This window comes from Streptomyces sp. NBC_01381 (assembly GCF_026340305.1).
Taxonomy (GTDB): Bacteria; Actinomycetota; Actinomycetes; order Streptomycetales; family Streptomycetaceae; genus Streptomyces.
In genome coordinates this window covers 1785430-1805317 of record NZ_JAPEPI010000002.1, presented here as the reverse complement: position 1 = coordinate 1805317, position 19888 = coordinate 1785430, and the positions used below count along the sequence as shown (strand labels likewise).

Here is a 19888-nt window from a genome sequence, read left to right as displayed (position 1 = left end):
CGATATCCGTGCCGCTCCGCGTGGCGGTGCCGCGCCCCGTAAGGGGCGCGGGGAACTGCGCGACCAGCCACGACGAACCTGCAGCCGAAGCCAGTTCCCCGCAGCGCTTACCTCTGATACCGCGCAAGCACCAAGTTGCCGTCCTTCACCAGGCGTTTGCGCAGTTCGTCCAGGCCGATCGCCCCGCTGTAGTACTCCTGGAGCGCCGGGGTGGCCACCTTGTCCTTCCACTCCGGGTAGCCCCGCACGGACTGCGCCGGTGCCGGTCGCAGATCCTCGGCGAGGGCCGTGCCCGCGGCCCAGTCGTCCTTCTTCGTACGCAGGGCGGGGTCCTTCAGCGCCTCCGTGCCCGTCGGCAGCATCCAGTCGCCGCGCGCGAGTTTCACCATGTTGTCCGGCTGCAGGAAGAAGTCGATGAACTCGGCCGCCTCCTTCTTGTGCGGGCTGTCCTCGGAGACGGACAGGGTCTGCGGGCTGACGCCCTGCGCGAGCCCCTCCGCGCCGGCCGGGGCGGGAAGGACCTGCCAGTCGAAGCCCTTGGGTGCCTGCTGGACGATCTGCTGACGGTAGGAGAAGCCGAGCGGGACCATCGCGTACTTGCCGCCGAAGAAGCCGGGCAGGGTGTCGGAGCCGCCCATGCCGAGAGTCGTGCCCGACGCGCTCTTGTCGTTGTCGACCTGGTCGTGGACCGTGCGCGGCATGATCTCGTCGGCCTCGTCGAATCGGACGTCGACCTTGCCGTCCGCGCCCCGGTGGAACATCTTCCCGCCGGTCGAGAGCGAGAGGTTGAGCGTCGCGGAGACCGGCTCCTTGAGCGGCCAGGCGACGCCGTACTTCCCGTCCGTGCCGTCACCGAGCTCCTTGGTGACCGCCCGGAACTCCTCCCAGCTCCACGGCTTCTCCGGCGTGGGGATCCGTACGCCCGACTTCTTGAGCCACTTCGCGTTGGCGATCAGGACGCGCGGTTCCTGCAAGAACGGCACTCCGTAGACCTTGCCCCCGAACGTCGTCGTCTCCCAACTGCGCTTCGGGATGTCGGACTTGAGGCGCGCGGGGAGCAGGTCGCCGATGTCCGCGAGGTAGCCGCCGTACGCGAAGTCGGCGAGGTCGTCCGACGCGTCATGGATGATGTCCGGCGCCTCGCCGCCCTCGAAGGAGGTGAGCAGCTGGTCGTGAACGCTGTCCCAACTGCCCTGGACGTACTCGACCTTGACGTCCGGATGGGTGGCGTTCCACTCCTTGACGAGCGCCTTGTTGGCGTCGACGGACTCCTTCTGCCAGGCCAGGGACTGGAACTGAAGGGTGATCTTCCCGTCGTCGTCCCCGGAATCACCGCTGCAGCCGGTGAGCAGCAGCGCGAGGGCGGTGGCGGCCGCGGTCACCAGGCGTGGGCCGAGGCGTGCTGCCGTGCGCATCAGGCCTTCACCGCCCCTGCCAGCATGCCGCCCGTGATCCGCTTCTGGATGATCGCGAAGATGACGAGGGAGGGGATGGTCGCGAGGAACGCCGCCGCGGCGAGCGGGCCGAGGTCGGCGACGCCCTCCGTGCCGATGAAGCGGTTGAGGATGACCGGCAAGGTCTGCTTCTCCGGGGTCTTGAGCAGGACGAGTGCGAAGAAGAACTCGTTCCATGCGGTGATGAAGGCGAACATCGCCGTGGCCACGATGCCGGGCGCGAGCAGCGGCGCGACGACCGAGACGAACGTACGCACCTTGCTCGCGCCGTCCACGGCGGCCGCCTCCTCCAACTCGGCGGGTACGGCGCGGACATACCCGACGAGCATCCACAGCGCGAAGGGCAGCGACCACACCACGTACACCATGATCAGGCCGAGCAGCGAGTTGATCAGGTGCAGGTTCTTCAGGATCAGGAAGAGCGGAATGATGATCAGGACGAACGGGAACGCCTGGCTGATCACCACCCAGCCCGTCGCCGCCTTGGAGACGCGATTGCGGTGCCGCGCCATGACGTACGCCATGGGGGTCGCGATGACGACCGCGATCAGGGACGCGCTGAGCGCCGCGATCAGGGAGTTGCCCGCGGCCTGGAGGAGCGGCTGCTCGTCGAAGGCCTGCCGGAAGTTCTCCAGGGTCGGGTCCTTGGGGATCCAGGTGGGGTGCAGACTGCCCAGTTCCCGCGCGGGCTTGAAGGCCGTGGAGATCAGCCAGAGGAACGGGAAGGCGAGGAAGACCAGATAGGCGGCAAGCGCCGCGTACTGCGCGGCGCGCGTCGTCTTCTTCGTACGCATCATGCCTCGTCGCCTCCCTTCAGACGGCCCACGAGGTAGAAGGCGAGGATCACGGAGATCACGGCGACCATCACACAGCCCATGGCCGCGGCATAGCCGAACTGGCCGTAGCGGAAGGCTTCTTCGTAGGCGAAGAGCATGGGCAGGCGGGTGCGGCCGCCGGGGCCGCCCTGGGTAAGGACATAGACCAGGGCGAAGGAGTTGAAGTTCCAGATGAAGTTGAGCGCCGTGATGGCGAGGGCGATCGGCTTGATCGCCGGCCAGGTGACGGTGCGGAAGCGCCGCCAGGCTCCGGCGCCGTCCATCGCGGCGGCCTCGTGCAGTTCGCGCGGGGTGTTCTGCAGTCCGGCGAGCAGCGCGACGGTGGTCTGCGGCATGCCTGCCCAGACCCCGACGACGATGACGGCGAAGAGCGCGGTGGCCGTCCCCGTCAGCCAGTCCTTCCCTTCCCCCAGGCCGAAGTTGGAGAGCGTTTCGTTGAGCACGCCCGCGTCCGGGTGGTAGACGAGCCGCCACATGATGCCGACGACCACCTCGGGCATCGCCCACGGGATGATCGCGAGGGCTCGCGCGAGCCAGCGCATCCGCAGCGGCTGGTTGAGCAGGAGCGCAAGGCCGAGCGCGAGGAAGAACTGCGGCACGGTGACGCCGAACGCCCACAGCAGGCCGATCCGGAACGAGTCCCAGAACAGCGTGTCGTGCAGCAGGTCCTGGAAGTTGAGGACGCCGACCCACTGGGTGGGTTCGGTGCGGCCCGACTGGGAGTCGGTGAAGGCGAGCGCGATGCCGTAGAGCAGCGGGCCCACGCTCAGGATCAGGATCGGGATCAGCGCGGGCAGCACCAGGAACCAGGCGCCGTGGTCCGTCCGTCCGGGGCCGGGTGCGCGCTTCTTCGCTGACCGCTTCGTTGCGGTCGCCAATGTCACGGAATCGGCTCCTTTGGGCGGCTCATCGAGGTATGGCCGCCCAGGCGGCCCCCGTCATCGTGCTGAGGGGATCTTGATACGTCAAGCAGGTGCGCAGGGCTCACGGGCCGCCCTCGCACGCCACTTGGCCAGTGCGAATGCGAGACTGTCGGCGAACGAGGCACGTGGTGCGGGAGGCAGTGGATGGACGAGGCACGGGCACGGGACGTACTGGGCGCGGCGGGTCTGGAACGGGACGCCGAGCTGCTCGCCCTCGGCGAGAACGCGGTGTTCGGCAGCGGCGAGCTGGTCGTCAAGGTCGGCCGCGCCGCCCCCGAGCTGCTCGACCGCGCGCGGCGTGAACTGCGCGTCGCCCAGTGGCTCGAGGAGTCCGGTGTGCCGGCGGTCCGGGCGGCGGAGGGCCAACCCCGCCTGGTGGACGGTCATCCGGTGACGCTCTGGCACCGGCTTCCGCCGGCCGCCCGGCCCGCCGAGCCGCGCGACCTCGCCGCACTGCTGCGCCTTGTGCACGCACTGCCCTCCCCCTCCTTCGAACTGCCGCGCCGCGAGCTGCTCGGCGGTGTCGAGCGATGGCTGCGGCTCGCCGGTCCAGCGATCGACCGCGAGGACGCGGACTATCTGCGGGAGCGGCGGGACGGCTTCGCCGCGGCCGCAGCCGCGCTCACCCCGCAGCTGCCGCCAGGACCCATCCACGGGGACGCGCTGCCCCGCAACGTCCTCGTGGGCCCCGAAGGGCCGGTCCTCGCGGACCTGGAGACCTTCTCCTCCGATCTGCGGGAGCACGACCTGGTGGTGATGGCGCTCTCCCGCGACCGGTACGGACTGCCCGCCGATGCGTACGACGGGTTCGTCGCCGAGTACGGGTGGGACGTACGGGAGTGGGAAGGGTGCGCGGTGCTCCGGGGAGCCCGGGAGACGGCGAGCTGTGCGTGGGTCGCCCAGCACGCGCCGGCCAATCCGAAGGCCCTGGCCGAGTTCCGGCGCCGCGTCGCCTCGCTGCGTGACGGGGACTCAGCCGTGCGGTGGTATCCCTTCTGAGCTTCCGCTCGCCCCCGGACGCCGCTCTCACACGCCGGACGTGCTGAACTCCTCGCGCAGCGGCCAGGTGCCGTCCACCACCGCGTCCGCATTGCCCTTGCGGCGCAGGAAGTTCTGGAAGTCCGCCGCCCACTCCGCGTACCACTCGATCTGGCGGCGGTGCAGCTCCGCCGGGCCGAAAGCCGCCAGCTTGGGGTGGCGGCCGGCTATCGCGATGGCGAGCCGCGCCGCGGCCAGGGCGTCCGATGTGGCGTCGTGCGCCGACTCCAGGAGCACGCCGTACTCCGTACAGACCGCTTCGAGGTTGCGCTTGCCCTTGCGGTAGCGCTCGACCGAGCGGTCGATCGTGTACGGGTCGATGACCGGTGCGGGCTCCGATCCGCCAAGCCGCTCACGCAGCGAGGGCAGACCGTGCCGCCGCAGCTCCGCGGAGAGCAGGCTCAGATCGAACGTCGCGTTGTAGGCGACCACCGGCACGCCCGTCTGCCAGTACGAAGTGAGGACGCCCGCGATCGCGTCGGCGACCTCCGCGGCCGGTCTGCCGTCCGTCGCCGCCCGTTCGTTCGAGATGCCGTGGACCGCCACCGCGTCCTCGGGGATCTCCACCCCCGGATCCGCGAGCCACTCCCTGCGTCCGAGCACCTCGCCGGCCCTGACCTCGATCACCGCCCCCGTGACGATGCGTGCCTCGCTCGGATCCGTCCCTGTCGTCTCCAGGTCGAAACCGATCAGCAGCTCCCGGTGCCAGCCCATGGCCGCCCCCTTCTCTGTGGTGCGTTCCCCCAATGACCACCACGATCCCACGCGCCACTGACAATCAGAGGGGCGCGTTCCGCTTGGCGGCGCACCGTGGCTGCTCGGCGGATCAGGAGACCGGCCGCGAGTCCGCCCACGCCAGTTCGAACTCCTCCCGGTACGTCTCGAAGAGTCCGCTTTCGCCCGGATCGCCCGCTTTCACCACCCGGCGCCCGCCGCGCAGCACGAGCACCGGCGCCTCCATCCCCCGCGTCCTGCGCAGATACGACTGGACGACCGCGACACCGTCCGCGCCGTCCCCGTCGACCAGATAGGCGGTGAAGCGCGGCGTCTCGTCGAAGACCTGGATCTCGAAGGCCCCCGGGTCGCGAAGCCGGGCCCGCACCCGGCGCATGTGCAGGATGTTCATCTCGACGGAGCGGCTCAGCTCGCCCTTCTTCAGGCCGAGCTCGCGCTCCCTGCGCCGGACCGCGCTGCTCGCCGGGTTGAGGAAGAGCAGCCGCACCCGGCAGCCGGACTCCGCGAGCCGCACCAGACGGCGGCCCGAGAAGTTCTGCACCAGGAGGTTCAGGCCTATCCCGATCGCGTCGAGGCGCCTCGCCCCGCCAAAGATGTCCTCGGCCGGGAACTGGGTGAGGAGCCGCACCCGGTCCGAGTACACGCCCACCACATCGGCGTACCGGTCGCCGACCAGGGACTCCACGGCGTCCACGGGCAGCCGGCGCGCGGACGGCGCGTCGGTGCCCGCGCCGAGTATGTCCAGAAGCCTGGACGACGCACGCTCCGCCTGGGCGAGCACCGCCTCGGACAGGGCGCGGTTGCGCGATACGACGTTCCGGGTGACTTCCAGTTCGTCCAGGGCCAGTTCGACGTCGCGGCGGTCGTCGAAGTAGGGCTCGAAGCACGGCCAGTGCTGCACCATCAGCTCGCGCAGCTGGGGCAGCGTGAGGAAACTGAGCACGTTGTCGTCGGCCGGGTCGAGCAAGTAGCCCTTGCGGCGGCTCACTTCGCGTACGGCGACGGCGCGCTGCACCCACTCCTGTCCCGCGGGCCCCGCGGCCGCGACCACCCAGTCGTCGGCGTGGACGGGTTCGTAGATGGGACGGAGCACAGCGGCCACGACGGCACGCAGCCGCTGCTCCACGAGGTTCAGCCAGATGTAGGCCCGCCCGGCGCGCTGGGCGCGCGTACGCACCTCGCGCCAGGCGTCGGCGCCCCAGTCCAGTTCGGGTCCGATCTGAGATCCCATCTCCATCGGCCGCGCCAAGGACACCGCTCCGGGCGGGCCGTCCGCGGAACCCCCCTCGTGACCCTCGTCACCAGGGGGCAGTTCCCGCCCTCCCGAGCTCACCCAGCGCACCCCTTCCGCTCCCCCGAGCACTCCCCCGTTCAACGATCAAGGAAGGGTACTCCGGGAGCGGCGGCCGGTGCAGCAGGATGGGGAGGGTGCTTTCTCAACTACCGCCTTCTGTATTGCCGTTCTGGTCGGCGAGGTCAGCGGGAGTGAGCGGATTCATAGCGGTCACGTCGCGCGGGGCCAGCGAGAAGCCCTGCCAGTGGACCGGCATGGGCTGCTGGTCCTCGTCCCGTGCGATGTGGTGGAAGCCGACGTTGACCCAGGTGACGGGGTGCTTCAGGGTCTCGCCGTTCACCCACTTGTCGACGCTCTTGGGACCGCAGTTCTCGGACAGATTGTCGCTGGTGTACTTCTCGCACTTCTTGTACTCGGTGAAGTACACGTCGTGGTTGCTGTAGTTGCGGCCGGGGTGCTTGACGCTGTGGCCGGGCACGATCTCGTACGAACGGGGATGTCCGTCCTCGTTCTTGCCCGCCGTGCTCACCACGCGCCACCAGCGCATGCCCTTGATGTCACCGATGAGTTCCTTGGTGATGGGCGTACGCGTCGTCTTCGTCTTCGGCTTCCCGTTCCCGGTGGGCGGCGTCACCTTGGAGTCGTACTGCTCGACCTTCGACTTCGGGGAGCCGTCCAGGCCGAAGTTGAGCCGCCAGGAGACGTTGTGGCTGTGGCTCTCGGCGTAGTCGCGTGCGCCCTTGCCGATGGGCCAGCCCTTGCCGTCCGTGCCGTCGAAGTCGCCGGGCGAGAGGCTGCCGGTGGCGCCGACGTTGGAGGTGATGGTGCCGTCCGAGGAGAAGCGCCACTCGGTGATGTACTCGTACCAGGACGCCTGGTTGACCGTGTAGATCAGCAGGTCCTTGCCCTGCGCCTGGTAGACCTTGTTCGGGTTCTGATAGATGTCCGGCGTCATGCGGTACGCGTGGCCCCGCGCGCGCGTGGTGGTGCACAGGCCCTTCACCTTGCCGCCGGGTATGGGCGATCCCGCCACCTTGACGGTCTTGATGGTGCCGCCGGGACACTCGGCGGGCTTGAGGGGCAGCAGGTCCGTGCCGAAGGAGGCGCCGGTGATGTCCTGGTACTCGTCCTCGCCGTCGTCGTAGGGGACATGGACCTGCGCGAGCCGGGCGCTGGTGAGGACGGGGATCGGCTTGGGCTCGTTCTTCGGCTGGTACGAGATGTTGTCGAGGACGAGACCGGCGTTGGTGTTGTAGTGCCAGCACATCCGCCAGGTGGTGCCGCCGTCGACGGTCTGCTCGATGCGGTAGTCGGCGCTGCAGGCCGGCGCGGGGGCCGCGGGGGCGTCCTTGGCGGACTTCGGGGCGGCACCGGCCGGTCCTGCCGCGGCCATGACGGTGCCCAGGAGCGCGGTGACCGCAAGCCCGATGGCGGCGCGCTTGCGGGCGCGCGTGAGTCTGTTCACGTGCATACGAATTGAACTCCCTCGTGCGGGAAGTGAGATGGGGCCGCAGCGGGTCGCTGCGGGCCGCTCAGCGAAGGCGGGTGACGGTGCGGGCGCTCAGGTCGACGATCAGGTCACGGGTGTCGATCCAGGGGCCGTTGACGACCTTGCTGACGATGCTGAGGCAGCGGTGTTCGCCGCACTTGGCGAGCCCGGCGGGCAGTTGCTCGACGGTCTCCTTGTGGAAGACGAAGGCGCTGAGCCGCAGTTGGTCGGGCGAGGTGAGCTCCTTGCCCATGGCTTTCTTGTAGTCGCTCTTGAGGTCCTTGCCGAGCGGGTCGGCGATCAACAGCTGGGCGGCCTCGTTCAGTTCGTCCCTGGCCGCGGGCGGCTGGACGCCGTGCGAGGTGTCGGTGTCCTCCACCTTGCCGGTGTCGAGGTTGACCGTCCTGGTGACGAGAGCGTCGTCCTTGTAGTCGTAGTAGACGATCTCCGCGCGGCGCGGCCGCTCGGCGTCGGCGGCCTCGGTCGGGTCCGCCTCGCTCAGGTTGTTGCTCAGGAGCTGCGGGCCGCGGTCGCCCTCCACGTCCCTGGCCGACCTCCGCAGATCGCCGCCGCCCATGGCGATCTTCTCGGCCCGTTTCATCTCGTCGTCGGTCAACGGATCGCTGCCGATGCCTTTTTCGCCCTCTTCGGGAGCGGCCTCGACGACGCCGTCCTTGGGCACGGCGTTCTGCTGTGCCGCACCTGCGGCCGCACTGCGGTCCTGATCCCGGGACTCCCCCGCCCCGGCCGTTCCCGGCAGTGTTACTCCCACCATGACGGCGGTGGCCGCCACGGCGACCGCGGCACCCGCCATCATCTTCCCCAGATGGCGTCTGACTATTTCGCGCACATCCTCCCCCTACTTCCCCTGGTGTCCCCACGAATGGGCATACGAGTATGTGGTCGGCCCGTTAGACGGCCTCAACTCCTGGGTGGTTGCCCCACTTTCGGGGAGACTCTGGCCAAAGTGACCCCGGGCCGAGGGGGCCGTAGTGGAAGAGTCATATGCATGCAGGTGTGGCCAGGGCAGGCGTATCCACTGGGTGCCACGTACGACGGCGCCGGGACCAATTTCGCGGTCTTCTCCGAGGCCGCCGACCGCGTAGAGCTCTGCTTGTTGCACGACGACGGCTCGGAGACCGCCGTCGAGCTGCGCGAGTCCGACGCGTTCGTGCTCCACGCGTACGTTCCGGGCGTGATGCCGGGGCAGCGCTACGGCTTTAGGATTCACGGCCCGTACGCGCCCGCGCGCGGGCACCGCTGCAACTCCGCGAAGCTGCTGCTCGATCCGTACGCACGGGCGGTCAGCGGACGTGTCGACTGGGGCGAGGAGGTGTACGGCTACCGCTTCGGGGCCCCGGACAGCCGCAACGACATGGACTCGGCGCCGCACATGATGACCTCCGTGGTGGTCAATCCGTACTTCGACTGGGGCGACGACCGGCCGCCGCGCACCCCGTACAACGAAACGGTGATCTACGAGGCCCATGTGAAGGGCCTGACCATGCTCCACCCGGAGCTGCCCGACGACCTGCGCGGCACGTACGCGGCGCTCGCGCATCCGGCGGTCATCGACCACCTCACCCAACTGGGCGTCACGGCGATCGAGTTGATGCCGGTCCATCAGTTCGTGAACGACCACCGCCTGGTCGACATGGGCCTGAACAACTACTGGGGCTACAACACCATCGGTTTCTTCGCGCCCCACAACACGTACGCCTCCTGGGGCGACCGGGGCGAGCAGGTACTGGAGTTCAAGCAGGCCGTGAAGGCGCTGCACGAGGCGGACATCGAGGTGATCCTGGACGTCGTCTACAACCACACGGCGGAGGGCAACCACCTGGGGCCGACACTCTCCTTCAGGGGCCTGGACAACGCCTCGTACTACCGGCTCTCGGACGACCAGCGCCACTACACGGACACCACGGGGACGGGCAATTCGCTCCTGATGCGCTCCCCGCACGTGCTCCAGCTGATCATGGATTCGCTGCGGTACTGGGTCACGGAGATGCATGTGGACGGCTTCCGCTTCGATCTCGCGGCGACGCTCGCGCGGCAGTTCCACGAGGTGGACCGGCTTTCGTCGTTCTTCGATCTGGTGCAGCAGGACCCGGTGGTGAGCCAGGTGAAGCTGATCGCCGAGCCGTGGGACGTCGGCGAGGGCGGCTATCAGGTGGGCAATTTTCCGCCGATGTGGACGGAGTGGAACGGCAAGTACCGCGACACGGTGCGCGACATGTGGCGCGGCGAACCGCGCACGCTCGCGGAGTTCGCGTCGCGTCTCACCGGCTCCTCGGACCTCTACCAGGACGACGGGCGGCGCCCGCTGGCGTCGATCAACTTCGCCACCTGCCACGACGGCTTCACGCTGCACGACCTGGTCGCGTACAACGACAAGCACAACGACGCCAATGGGGAGGGCAACCGGGACGGCGAGAGCCACAACCGGTCGTGGAACTGCGGCGCCGAGGGCGAGACGGAGGATCCGGACGTCCTCGAGCTGCGCGAGCGGCAGATGCGCAACTTCATCGCGACGCTGATGCTCTCCCAGGGCGTGCCCATGCTCAGTCACGGCGACGAGTTCGCGCGGACCCAGGGCGGCAACAACAACGCGTACTGCCAGGACAACGAAGTCGCCTGGGTGCGCTGGCCGCAGGACGGCTGCACACAGCTGGCGTTCACGCGCGCGATGGCGTGGCTGCGCCGCGACCACCCCGTCTTCCGGCGCAGGCGGTTCTTCCACGGCCGTCCGGTCGAAGGCACGCACGACGAGCTCTCCGACATCGCCTGGTTCACCCCGGAGGGCGAGGAGATGACGCAGCGGGACTGGGACGCGTCGCAGGCGCGGGCGCTGACGGTGTTCCTGAACGGCAACGCGATCTCTGAGCCGGGCACGCGCGGCGAGCGGATCGCCGACGACTCGTTCCTGCTGATGTTCAACGCGTCGGATCAGCCCCTGGAGTTCGTGGTGCCGGTCAATCACGGCCGCCAGTGGCAGGTCGTGGTCGACACCGCGCGCTCGGACGGCGTGCCTCCGGACACCGGCCCGAAGGCGGGGGCCGGCGAGCGTCTCACCCTCGCCGACCGGAGCCTCACGGTCCTGCAGCGCCCGGCGTGACCTCGGCGGTGCCGCCGGCGCGGGTCCCCGGGCGGGCGATCAGCGCGACCAGGAAGGCGACGGCGGCGGCCGCGCTGCCGAGGGCGAACGCCGCGCCTGGGCCGTGCGACTCGGCCAGGCGTCCCGCCACGGCGAGCGTGACCGCCTGGCCGCCGACGAAGGCGCTCGCGGCGAACGTCATCCCCTCGGCGAGCCGTCCCGGCGGGCAGGCGCGCTCGGTCAGGCCGAAGCCGGTGATGAGGTTCGGGGCGTAGACGGCGCCGAACACGGTCACCACGAGGTACAGGCCCGTCATGCTCTGCGTCCACACCAGCGGCAGCGAGAGGAGCGCCGCGGCGGCCGTGGCGAGGCGCCAGCGCGCGTACAGGCCGAACCGCTCGGGCAGCGCGGCCATGGAGAGCCCCACGACGGCGCTCATGACCCCCATGGCGGCGTAGACGAGCCCCGCCTGGCCCGGCTGCCCCAACTCCTCGGTGAGGGCCGTGATGCCCGCTCCACAGGCGCCGAGCAGGACGCCCAGGAAGACGAGCCCGACGCGTACGACGTAGACCTCGCGCGGGAGGCGTCGGCGGCCCTCACGCCCGCGCGCCGCCTTCTGCCCGGCGGCGGGCACCGTCCGCCCTGTGGGGTGCAGCGCGAAGCCCGTGCCGCAGACGGCGACCAGGAGCGCGGCCGCCGCGAAGGCGTACGCCGGGTGGGCGGCGACGGCGGCGAGGCCCACCAGGGCGGGGCCGAGCACGAAGGACAGCTCGTCCATGGTGCTCTCCAGGGACAGCACGGTGTTGACCAGACGGTCGTCACCGCCCGCGCGGCGGACCAGCGGAACGGCGCGCGCACGGGCCAGCGGGCCGATCCCCGGGATGCTCGCACCGGCAAGGACCGCGAGGACGACGAGGGCGGGCGTGGACAGCTCCAGGAGGGCGCCCAGCGTGTACGCGGCGATCGCCACGGCGTTGAGCAGCGAGAAGGCGAGCACGACGGCACGCTGGCCGCGCCGGTCCGCGAGGCGGCCGACGAACGGGCCCATGGTCACCTGGCCGAGAGCGAGCGCACACGCCACGACGCCTCCGGTGGCGAGCGATCCGCTGGTCTCCGTCACCAGCAGGACGCTGCCGAACTGGATCATGGCCACGGGGAGCCTGCCGAGGAACGAGATCACCGGAAGGGCCGCTCCGGTGTGCCCGATCACTTCCCGGTAGGTGTCCAGGAGCCCTCGTGCGCCCGGCGTGTCCCGTTCACTCTGTGCGTCCCGTGCGACCTGTGCCTTCGTAGCCATCGTCCGAAGCTAGCGACGACCTGGCGGCCGAACGCATGAGTCGATGGCACGAAAGCCCGCCAGGCGGGTACGTACGTTCGCATGACGCCAGAGCGCTCAGTGCCCGTGGTTCCGCCTCCGCCGACCGCCACCTACCGGCTGCAGCTGCAGCCGGAGTTTCCGTTCGCGGCCGCCGAGGCGGCCGTGCCGTATCTGGCCGCGCTCGGTGTCTCGCATCTGCATCTGTCGCCGGTGCTCGAAGCCGTGCCGGGGTCCGCGCACGGCTACGACGTCGTGGACCACGCGCGCGTGCGCGGCGAGCTGGGCGGCGAGGAGGGGCTGCGGGCGCTCTCGCGCACCGCGCGGGCGCACGGCATCGGTCTGGTCGTGGACATCGTGCCCAACCACATGGCGGCCGTGCCGCGGCACAACCACGCCCTCTGGGAGACCCTCCGGGAAGGCCCTTCGTCGCCCTGGGCACGGTGGTTCGACATCGACTGGGAGGCGGGCGAGGGCCGGGTGCTCCTGCCGGTCCTCGCGCGGGGCATCGGGGACGAGCTGGAGCGGCTGCGGGTCGACGGGGACGTCCTGCGCTACCAGGAGCACGCGTTTCCGCTCCGGGAAGGCACCGAGGAGCTGCCGTTGCCGAAGCTGCTGGACGCGCAGTGGTACCGGCTCGGATGGTGGCGCCTGGCTCGTACGGAGCTCAACTACCGCCGCTTCTTCACCATTTCGGACCTCATCGGGGTGCGGGTCGAGGACCCGGAGGTGTTCGACGCGACCCACGGGAAGGTGCTCGGACTGCTGCGGGAGGGGGTCGTGGAGGGGCTGCGGATCGACCACCCCGACGGCCTCGCGGACCCGGGGGCGTACCTCCAGAGGCTGCACGAGGCCACCGGCGGGCGCTGGACGGTCGTCGAGAAGATCCTCGCCGACGGGGAACGCCTGCCCGCCGCGTGGCCCGTCGCGGGCACCACCGGGTACGACGCGCTGCGCCACCTGGACGGCCTGTTCACGGACCCCGCGGGCGCCGGTGAACTCCTCGGCCAGTACCGGCGGTTCACGGCGCCGCCCGCCGACCGGGGCGGCGACTGGGGGGCCACGGTGCGGCGGGCCGCGTACAAGGTCATCACCCATGAGCTGGCCGCCGAGACCGACCGTCTCACCCGCGATGCGGCCGCGCTGTGCGCCCCGCACCCCGCACTGCGCGACCACGCGCCGTGGGCGCTGCGCTCCGCGCTCCAGGAGCTGCTCGTGCGGCTTCCGGTCTACCGGCCGTACGTCTCCGGGGGCGCCGAACCGGCCTCCGTCCTGACGGTGGCGGCCGCCGACGACGCCAAGGCCGCGTTCACCGTGCGCGAGGAGGCCGAAGCCGTCGATGTCGTACGGGACCTGGCGCTCGGCAAGATCGGGTCGGGTCCGGGAGTCGACGCCTTCCGGGCGCGGTTCGCGCAGACGTCGTCGGCACTGCGGGCCAAGGCGGTCGAGGACACCGCGTTCTACCGGCACGCACCGCTCCTGTCGTCCGCGGAGGTGGGCGGCTCTCCCGAGCGTCCCGCGGTTGCCCCGGAGGCCTTTCACGCGTACTGCGCGCGCGTGCAGCGCGACTGGCCGTACACGGGGACGGTGCTCAGCACGCACGACACCAAGCGCAGCGCCGATGTGCGGGCGGGCATCGCCGTGCTCACGCAGTGCCCGCAACGGTGGGCCGACCTCCTGGCCGAGGTCACCGAGCAGACCTCGCGCGTGGGCGGCACCTGCGCGCCCGATCCCCAACTGGCGTGGGCCGCCTGGCAGACGGCCGTCGGGTTCGGCTTCCCCTACGACGAGCGGCTGCAGCAGGCGCTGCTCAAGCATGTGCGCGAGGCGGGCCTGCACACGAGCTGGACCGAGCCGAACGAGGCGTACGAGAAGGCCGTGACCGCGTTCGCGGAGGCGGGTCCTTGCGGGCCGCCGCTCTACACGGTGGCGGAGTTCGCGGCCGGGCTGCGGCCGCATGTGCGGGCGAACGTCCTCGGGGCGACGCTGCTCCAGCTGACGATGCCGGGGGTGCCCGACCTGTACCAGGGCACGGAGGGCGAGTGCCGCACCCTGGTGGACCCGGACAACCGGCGGCCCGTGCGGTTCCAGCCGCACGTCCTTGAGCACCTGGAGGAGCACCGTGACCACTGGGACCTCTCGGAGGAGAAGCTGGCCGTGACGGCGGCCGCGCTGCGGCTGCGCGGCCGGCGCCCTGAACTGTTCGGCGGCGCGGCGACGTACGAGCCGCTGTCGGTGCGCGGCCCCGGCGCGACGCACTGTGTCGCCTTCGCCCGCTCCGGAGAGGTGGTGACGGCGGTGACGCGCCTCTCCCTGCGCCTCACGGACGCGGGCGGCTGGCGCTCGACGGAGCTGGTGCTTCCGGAGGGTCGGTGGACGGATCTGCTCACTCCGGGGCGGGAGTTCACCGGGCACGCGCGCGTGGCGGAGCTTTTCGGGGAGCTGCCGGTGGTGCTCCTGGAGCGGGTCAAGCGGGTCGGTCCGGACGTACGAGAAGCTTCCGGGGAGCCCGGGTCGTCAGTCCCTGGGGAACCGGCCTGAAGCCCGGCGCCCAGCGCAGGCCCGGCATGACGTCGAGCAGGGCCTGCAGGCCCCGTCGGGCGGTGAGGGCGGCCAGGGTGGTGCCGAGGCAGGGGTACGGGACCCCGCCGAGCGCGAGGCTCTCCGGTCCGCGCGGAAGATGTCGTAGCGGTCGGGGTCGGCGAAGCGGTACGGGTCGCGGCCCGCGGCGCCGACGAGGCAGGCCACGACGGCGCCCTCGGGGAGCGTGGTGCCGCCGACGGCGATCGGCGCGGTCGCCCGTCGCAGCACCACGGGCGTGGGCGGATCGCGGCGCAGGGACTCCGTCCAGGCGCCCGGTATCAGTTCGGGCCGGGCGCCGACGAGGGCGAACTGTGCGGGGTGGTCGAGGAGGTTGGCGAGGAACGAGGCGAGCGCGAGGGCGGTGGCCTCGCCGCCGCCACCGATGAGGGTTCCGGCGAGGCGCGTGACGGTCTCGTCGGACAGCGGCCGCCCGTCCACCCGGGCGCCGCACAGCACGGACAGCAGGTCCGCCCCGGGGTGGGCACGACGCCGCGCGATGAGCGGGCGCAGCAGGCCCGCGAGCTCCGGGTGCCCCTCCGCGTCGCCGACCCCCGTGAGGCCCGCACGGCACCACTCCTGGACGCGCGCGGCGTCTTCGTAGGGCAGCCCCAGCGCGGCGACAGCGGCCGCGGCGGGCAGCCACCCGCAGAACTCGGCGACAAGGTCGACCTCCCTGCGCCCCGCGATGCGCCGCGCAAGAACATAGGCGGTCCGCTCGACCGCGGCGTCGACCGCCGCGACGGCCCGCCGCCCCACGGCGTTCCCGGGGCCCCTCTCCGGGGGCGGCGCACCGAACCGCACATCCCCGAGCACGCCCCGCACATCCACGTACCGACTGACGAGCCAGGCCCCGAAAAGCTCGTCCCGAACGAGCGGGAAGTCCTCCCGGAGGACGCGATAGAACGGATACGGATCAAGCTCGACGCCGGGAGACAGCAGACTGGGCGTGGCAACTACAGCCCGTCCGTCGCTCGACGACGAACCCGGCGGAGGCAATCCAGCCCGTCCGGCGTCCGACGACGAACCCGGCGGAGGCATTCCAGCCCGTCCGGCGTTTGAGGACGAACTCGGCGAAGCCGGTGACAGACGGTGCCCAAGAGGGGCCGAGCTGCCAAAGCCGGACGGGGACTGCACCGCCGGGGGTATCCCGCTCACGCCTGGAAGGCTACGCACCGCCGGCTACCGCCTCTGGCTCAGCGCGGCGGGTGCCGTGCGTTGGGGTTTCAGGGGACTTCCTGGGGTATCAGGGGACCACCACGGGCCACCGCACGCAGTTCCCGTACGACCGTTCGGGTGAGGCGAGCACGCAGGCCAGGCGTGGCGCGGTGACACCGCTGCGCCGGACGCTTGACACCCGCCCGACCCCGTGGCGTACTGCCCAATGCGTCAGCGGACAAGACGGGGGTGAGTCAACTGGCGGAGCAGCGCTATCCCAATGTGGCCGAACTGGTGCTGTCCGCAAGGGAGTTGGCGGCACACCGCCCCGAGTTGAGCACACTGCGTCAGGTCGGCGCATCGCGCGCGGGCCGGCCCCTGTACCTGCTGTCCGTCGGACGCTCCCCGCACGCCGTCCTGGTCGTCGCGGGCGCGCACTCCAACGAACCGGCGGGCGGTTCGACGCTGCTGCACCTCGCGGAGTGGACGCTGCGGGACCAGGGCCTGCGCGCCGACACCTCCTGGCACTTCCTCCTGTGCGCCGATCCGGACGGCGCGGCCCTGCACCGCACGCCCGCCCCGCGCACCCTCCTCGACTACCACCGGCACTTCTTCCGGCCCGCAGGACCGGAGCAGCCGGAGTGGTCGCCCTCCGTGCTTCCGCCCGACCGGCTGCCGCCGGAGACCCGCGCCCTGACCGGCGTCATCGACGAACTGCGGCCCTACTTGCAGGTGTCCCTGCACGGCACCGACCTGGGCGGCAGCTGGGTGCAGCTGACCAGGGACATCCCTGGGCTCGCCGAGCCCTTCGCCAAGTCGGCGGCCGAGCTGCACATCCCGGTCGAGACGGGGGCGTCGGACGCCGCGGGCTGGCCGGTGTCGGGACCGGGCGTCCATGTGCTGCCGGGCCCCGGCTCGGCGGCCGCCTATCCGAGCCTGCCCGAGGACGCCCGGCACACCACCTGGCATCACGCGCACCGCTACGGCGGCCTGACCGCGATCGTCGAGGTCCCGATGTGGGCGAGCGACCTCGTGGACGACATCGCCGTCCATCCCGCGCCCGTGCTCGCGCTGCGCGGCATGGCACAGCGGCTGCGCCACGACGCCCGTCTCGTCGAGGAGATTCTCGGCGACGCGCTGCCGCGGCTGCCCCGGGCGCAGGGTCCGCTGATGCGCGCGGCGCGCTGGGCGCTCGACCTGGTGCCCGGCCTCGCCGACGACTGGGACACGCTGCCGCCCGCGGGGACCTCCATGGCGTACATCGGCAGCGTCGACGCCTTCGGGCGCCGGCTGCCGCTGCGGGCGGCCGCGATGGCGCTGCGGGTCCTGGACGCGGCGGGCGACCAGGCCGCTCCCCGGCTCGAACGGCTGGTCGTGCACTGGAGCGACGCGTTCGCCGAGCGGTTCAAGGCCCGTTGGGTACCGGTCGAGCACCAGGTCGAGCACCAGTCACGGACGACGGTCGCGGCGGCACGGCACGCGCGCGTGCGGGGCGACTGACCCGACCAGCCCTCCGCTTCAGGAAACAGCGAGCCGGAACGACATCGTCCCGAAGCTCACCTGATCGCCGTCCTGCACCACGGCGGCGCCGATCACCCTGCGGCCGTTCACGGACGTGCCGTTGGTCGAGCCGAGGTCGCGAAGGACCCACATGCCGCCCTGCCGGCTCAGCTCGGCGTGCACCCGTGACACCGTGTCATGGCTCAGCCGCAGGCCGTTCGCCGGGTCACGGCCGATCCGCAGCGGATGCGGATTGCCCGGCACCGGAAGCAGCAGCTTCGGCAGCCGCTCGGCCTGCCAGGCCCTGCGCAGCCGGACGGTGAATCCGGATACGGCGCCGACGGTGCCGAACACGAGGCGCGAGAAGCGGCCCTCGGAGCGCAGATCGGCGGTGAGCGCCGCGAGTTCGTCGGGCTGCCGGGCGGCCAGCGCGAGCTCCATGCGCCGCACGAACGTCTCGTGCGACAGCTTGCCGAGGGCAGCGCCTTCTCTGAGCACGTCAAGCGCCCTGTCGCGCTCGGCATCGGTCAGCCGCGCGGGGTACGTGTGGATCTCAAAGGACGACGTCACCCTGGTGATTGTCGGGCAGGTCGGCCGGGGTGTCCAGAAAACGCGGAACGACCGCGGGACGATCACTTCTGAAGCACGATGGTCGGGCGTACTGACGGACGGGACAGTATGACGGGCAGGACGACGAACGAGGGGGAAGTGTCAGTGGAGTTCGAGGTGTGGGCACCGGAGGCCGAGCGGGTCACGTTGCAGTGCGACGACGCCACGCACGCGCTGGAGCGCGCCGACGGCCGCCCCGGATGGTGGACGGCGGAGGTCGCGGCGCAGGACGGGGCGCGGTACGGCTTCTCGCTCGACGGGGGTCCCGTCCTGCCCGATCCCCGCTCGCGGCGCCAGCCGGAAGGACCCGACGGGCTCAGCGCGGTCGTCGACCACGAGCGGTACGCGTGGCGCGCGCCGTGGACGGGCCGCGCGGTGCGGGACGCCGTCCTGTACGAGCTGCACGTGGGGACGTACACACCGGACGGCACGCTCGACTCGGCCGCCGGGCGGCTCGGCCATCTCGCGGAACTGGGCGTATCCCACGTGGAGTTGATGCCGCTCTGCCCGTTCCCCGGGCGGCACGGCTGGGGATACGAGGGCGTGTCGCCGTGGGCCGTGCACGAGCCGTACGGCGGCCCCGAGGCACTGAAACGATTTGTCGACGCGGCGCACGCGCACGGCATCGGTGTCGTGCTCGACGTGGTGCACAACCACCTCGGCCCGTCGGGCAACCACCTGCCCGCGTTCGGGCCGTACTTCACCGAGACCCACCACACTCCGTGGGGCGCCGCCGTCAACCTCGACGCACCCGGCTCGGACGAGGTCCGCGCGTATCTGATCGGCAGCGCGCTCGCCTGGCTGCGCGACTACCGTCTGGACGGTCTGCGCCTGGACGCGGTGCACGCGCTGCGGGACACGCGCGCGTGCCACTTCCTGGAGGAGTTGTCCGCCGCCGTGGACGGACTCTCCGAAGAGCTCGGCCGACCGCTCGCGCTGATCGCCGAGTCGGATCAGGGCGACCCGCGGACCGTCACCCCGCGCGCGGAGGGCGGCCTGGGCCTGGACGCGCAGTGGAACGACGACTACCACCACGCGCTGCACGCGGCGCTCACCGGTGAAGCGCACGGCTACTACGCGGACTTCGCCGAGGCACCCTTCGCCGCGCTCGCCAAGACGCTGACCGGTGGCTTCTTCCACGACGGTACGTACTCGACGTTCCGGGGGCGCCGGCACGGCCGCCCCGTGGACCGCGCCCGGACGCCCGGATACCGCTTCCTCGGCTATGCGCAGACCCACGACCAGGTGGGCAACCGCGCCCAAGGAGACCGGCTCTCCGCGACGCTCTCCCCCGGTCTGCTCGCCTGCGCGGCCGCGCTGACCCTCACCGGGCCGTTCACGCCGATGCTGTTCATGGGCGAGGAGTGGGGCGCGGCCACACCCTGGCAGTTCTTCACCGACCACACCGACGCCGAACTCGCGGACGCCGTGCGCCGGGGCAGACGGCGGGAGTTCGCGGAACACGGCTGGGCGGAGGCGGACATCCCCGACCCGCAGGACCCGGCCACCCGGAACCGCTCCTGTCTCGACTGGGCGGAGCCGCTGACCGACCCCCACGCGCGCGTGCTCGCCTGGCACCGCGAACTGATCGCCCTGCGGCGCTCCCGCGCCGACCTCATCGACCCGGACCTGGCGGCGGTCCGGGTCGCGTACGACGAAGGGGCGCGGTGGTTCGCGGTCCGGCGCGGCGATCTGCGGATCGCCGTGAACCTCGGCAAGGAGGCGGCCGACGTCCCCGTGGGCGGCCGGGGCGCGCGGGTGCTCGCCGCGTGGGAGCCGGTCACGGCGCCGGGCGCGGACGGGCTGCTGCGACTGCCCGCCGAGTCGTGCGCGGTCGTCGCGACGCCATGAGCCCGAAGG

The 19888-nt window shown here is 71.3% G+C and carries 15 protein-coding genes; 5 read left to right on the top strand and 10 right to left on the bottom strand.

The window, feature by feature from the left end; genetic code table 11:
• Nucleotides 1-107 precede the first annotated feature (107 nt).
• The 3 genes from OG453_RS29695 to OG453_RS29685 are packed head-to-tail and all read right to left on the bottom strand — an operon-like array spanning nucleotide 108 to nucleotide 3174.
• Complete coding sequence (locus OG453_RS29695) at nucleotides 108-1415, bottom strand: sugar ABC transporter substrate-binding protein (protein WP_266871619.1); 1308 nt, start codon at nucleotides 1413-1415, stop codon at nucleotides 108-110.
• On the bottom strand, nucleotides 1415-2248 hold the full coding sequence (locus OG453_RS29690; RefSeq protein WP_266873174.1) for a carbohydrate ABC transporter permease: 834 nt from the start codon (nucleotides 2246-2248) through the stop codon (nucleotides 1415-1417). The genes OG453_RS29695 and OG453_RS29690 overlap by 1 nt, the downstream gene beginning before the upstream one ends.
• Nucleotides 2248-3174 carry a carbohydrate ABC transporter permease gene (locus OG453_RS29685; RefSeq protein WP_266871618.1) on the bottom strand — a complete coding sequence of 309 codons (927 nt, stop codon included), beginning with the start codon at nucleotides 3172-3174 and terminating at the stop codon, nucleotides 2248-2250. Before OG453_RS29685 ends, OG453_RS29690 begins: the two co-directional genes overlap by 1 nt.
• A 183-nt stretch (nucleotides 3175-3357) precedes the next feature.
• Here OG453_RS29685 and OG453_RS29680 point away from each other — a divergent pair, with 183 nt between their 5' ends.
• Entirely contained in the window at nucleotides 3358-4212 is an 855-nt protein-coding gene (locus tag OG453_RS29680) for a phosphotransferase enzyme family protein (RefSeq protein WP_266871617.1), read from the top strand.
• A gap of 27 nt (nucleotides 4213-4239) precedes the next feature.
• On the opposite strand, the gene OG453_RS29675 is transcribed toward OG453_RS29680, so the two are convergent.
• The 4 genes from OG453_RS29675 to OG453_RS29660 all read right to left on the bottom strand — a co-directional run bounded on the left by OG453_RS29675 (nucleotide 4240) and on the right by OG453_RS29660 (nucleotide 8619).
• The gene (locus tag OG453_RS29675; protein WP_266871616.1) at nucleotides 4240-4965 is read right to left on the bottom strand and encodes a 3'-5' exonuclease; all 726 of its coding nucleotides are present in this window, start codon (nucleotides 4963-4965) and stop codon (nucleotides 4240-4242) included.
• Between the two features lie 112 nt (nucleotides 4966-5077).
• Nucleotides 5078-6319, bottom strand: coding sequence for an SAV2148 family HEPN domain-containing protein (locus tag OG453_RS29670; RefSeq protein WP_266871615.1), 1242 nt, complete (start codon nucleotides 6317-6319; stop codon nucleotides 5078-5080).
• Nucleotides 6320-6422: 103 nt separating this feature from the next.
• Nucleotides 6423-7751 (bottom strand): copper amine oxidase, encoded by a 1329-nt coding sequence (locus OG453_RS29665; protein ID WP_266871613.1) that lies wholly within the window; start codon nucleotides 7749-7751, stop codon nucleotides 6423-6425.
• A gap of 61 nt (nucleotides 7752-7812) precedes the next feature.
• Nucleotides 7813-8619: a Tat pathway signal sequence domain protein gene (locus tag OG453_RS29660; RefSeq protein WP_266871612.1), complete on the bottom strand. Its 807-nt coding sequence runs from the start codon at nucleotides 8617-8619 to the stop codon at nucleotides 7813-7815.
• Between the two features lie 159 nt (nucleotides 8620-8778).
• Here OG453_RS29660 and glgX point away from each other — a divergent pair, with 159 nt between their 5' ends.
• Nucleotides 8779-10887: a glycogen debranching protein GlgX gene (gene glgX / locus OG453_RS29655; RefSeq protein WP_266871611.1), complete on the top strand. Its 2109-nt coding sequence runs from the start codon at nucleotides 8779-8781 to the stop codon at nucleotides 10885-10887.
• Here the strand turns inward: glgX and OG453_RS29650 are convergent.
• Nucleotides 10862-12163 carry an MFS transporter gene (locus OG453_RS29650; protein WP_266871610.1) on the bottom strand — a complete coding sequence of 434 codons (1302 nt, stop codon included), beginning with the start codon at nucleotides 12161-12163 and terminating at the stop codon, nucleotides 10862-10864. The genes glgX and OG453_RS29650 overlap by 26 nt on opposite strands.
• Nucleotides 12164-12244: 81 nt before the next feature.
• On the opposite strand from OG453_RS29650, the gene treY reads away from it, so the two are divergent.
• Entirely contained in the window at nucleotides 12245-14722 is a 2478-nt protein-coding gene (gene treY / locus OG453_RS29645; RefSeq protein WP_266871609.1) for a malto-oligosyltrehalose synthase, read from the top strand.
• Here the strand turns inward: treY and OG453_RS29640 are convergent.
• Complete coding sequence (locus tag OG453_RS29640) at nucleotides 14699-15592, bottom strand: cytochrome P450 (protein ID WP_266871608.1); 894 nt, start codon at nucleotides 15590-15592, stop codon at nucleotides 14699-14701. The genes treY and OG453_RS29640 overlap by 24 nt on opposite strands.
• 576 nt (nucleotides 15593-16168) lie before the next feature.
• Between OG453_RS29640 and OG453_RS29635 the strand changes: the two genes are divergently transcribed.
• The gene (locus tag OG453_RS29635) at nucleotides 16169-17419 is read left to right on the top strand and encodes a M14 family zinc carboxypeptidase (RefSeq protein ID WP_266871607.1); all 1251 of its coding nucleotides are present in this window, start codon (nucleotides 16169-16171) and stop codon (nucleotides 17417-17419) included.
• 18 nt (nucleotides 17420-17437) lie between these two features.
• Here the strand turns inward: OG453_RS29635 and OG453_RS29630 are convergent, their stop codons facing one another.
• Entirely contained in the window at nucleotides 17438-17989 is a 552-nt protein-coding gene (locus OG453_RS29630) for a DUF1707 and FHA domain-containing protein (RefSeq protein ID WP_266871606.1), read from the bottom strand.
• A gap of 144 nt (nucleotides 17990-18133) precedes the next feature.
• On the opposite strand from OG453_RS29630, the gene treZ reads away from it, so the two are divergent.
• A complete protein-coding gene (gene treZ / locus OG453_RS29625; RefSeq protein ID WP_266873173.1) occupies nucleotides 18134-19879 on the top strand; it encodes a malto-oligosyltrehalose trehalohydrolase in 1746 nt (581 codons plus the stop codon).
• Nucleotides 19880-19888: the final 9 nt, after the last annotated feature.

Coding starts and splice junctions, on each gene's coding strand:
- OG453_RS29695 (WP_266871619.1), bottom strand. CDS start 1,415: ATGCGCACGGCAGCACGCCTCGGCCCACGCCTGGTGACCGCGGCCGCC.
- OG453_RS29690 (WP_266873174.1), bottom strand. CDS start 2,248: ATGCGTACGAAGAAGACGACGCGCGCCGCGCAGTACGCGGCGCTTGCC.
- OG453_RS29680 (WP_266871617.1), top strand. CDS start 3,358: ATGGACGAGGCACGGGCACGGGACGTACTGGGCGCGGCGGGTCTGGAA.
- OG453_RS29675 (WP_266871616.1), bottom strand. CDS start 4,965: ATGGGCTGGCACCGGGAGCTGCTGATCGGTTTCGACCTGGAGACGACA.
- OG453_RS29665 (WP_266871613.1), bottom strand. CDS start 7,751: ATGCACGTGAACAGACTCACGCGCGCCCGCAAGCGCGCCGCCATCGGG.
- glgX (WP_266871611.1), top strand. CDS start 8,779: ATGCAGGTGTGGCCAGGGCAGGCGTATCCACTGGGTGCCACGTACGAC.
- OG453_RS29650 (WP_266871610.1), bottom strand. CDS start 12,163: ATGGCTACGAAGGCACAGGTCGCACGGGACGCACAGAGTGAACGGGAC.
- treY (WP_266871609.1), top strand. CDS start 12,245: ATGACGCCAGAGCGCTCAGTGCCCGTGGTTCCGCCTCCGCCGACCGCC.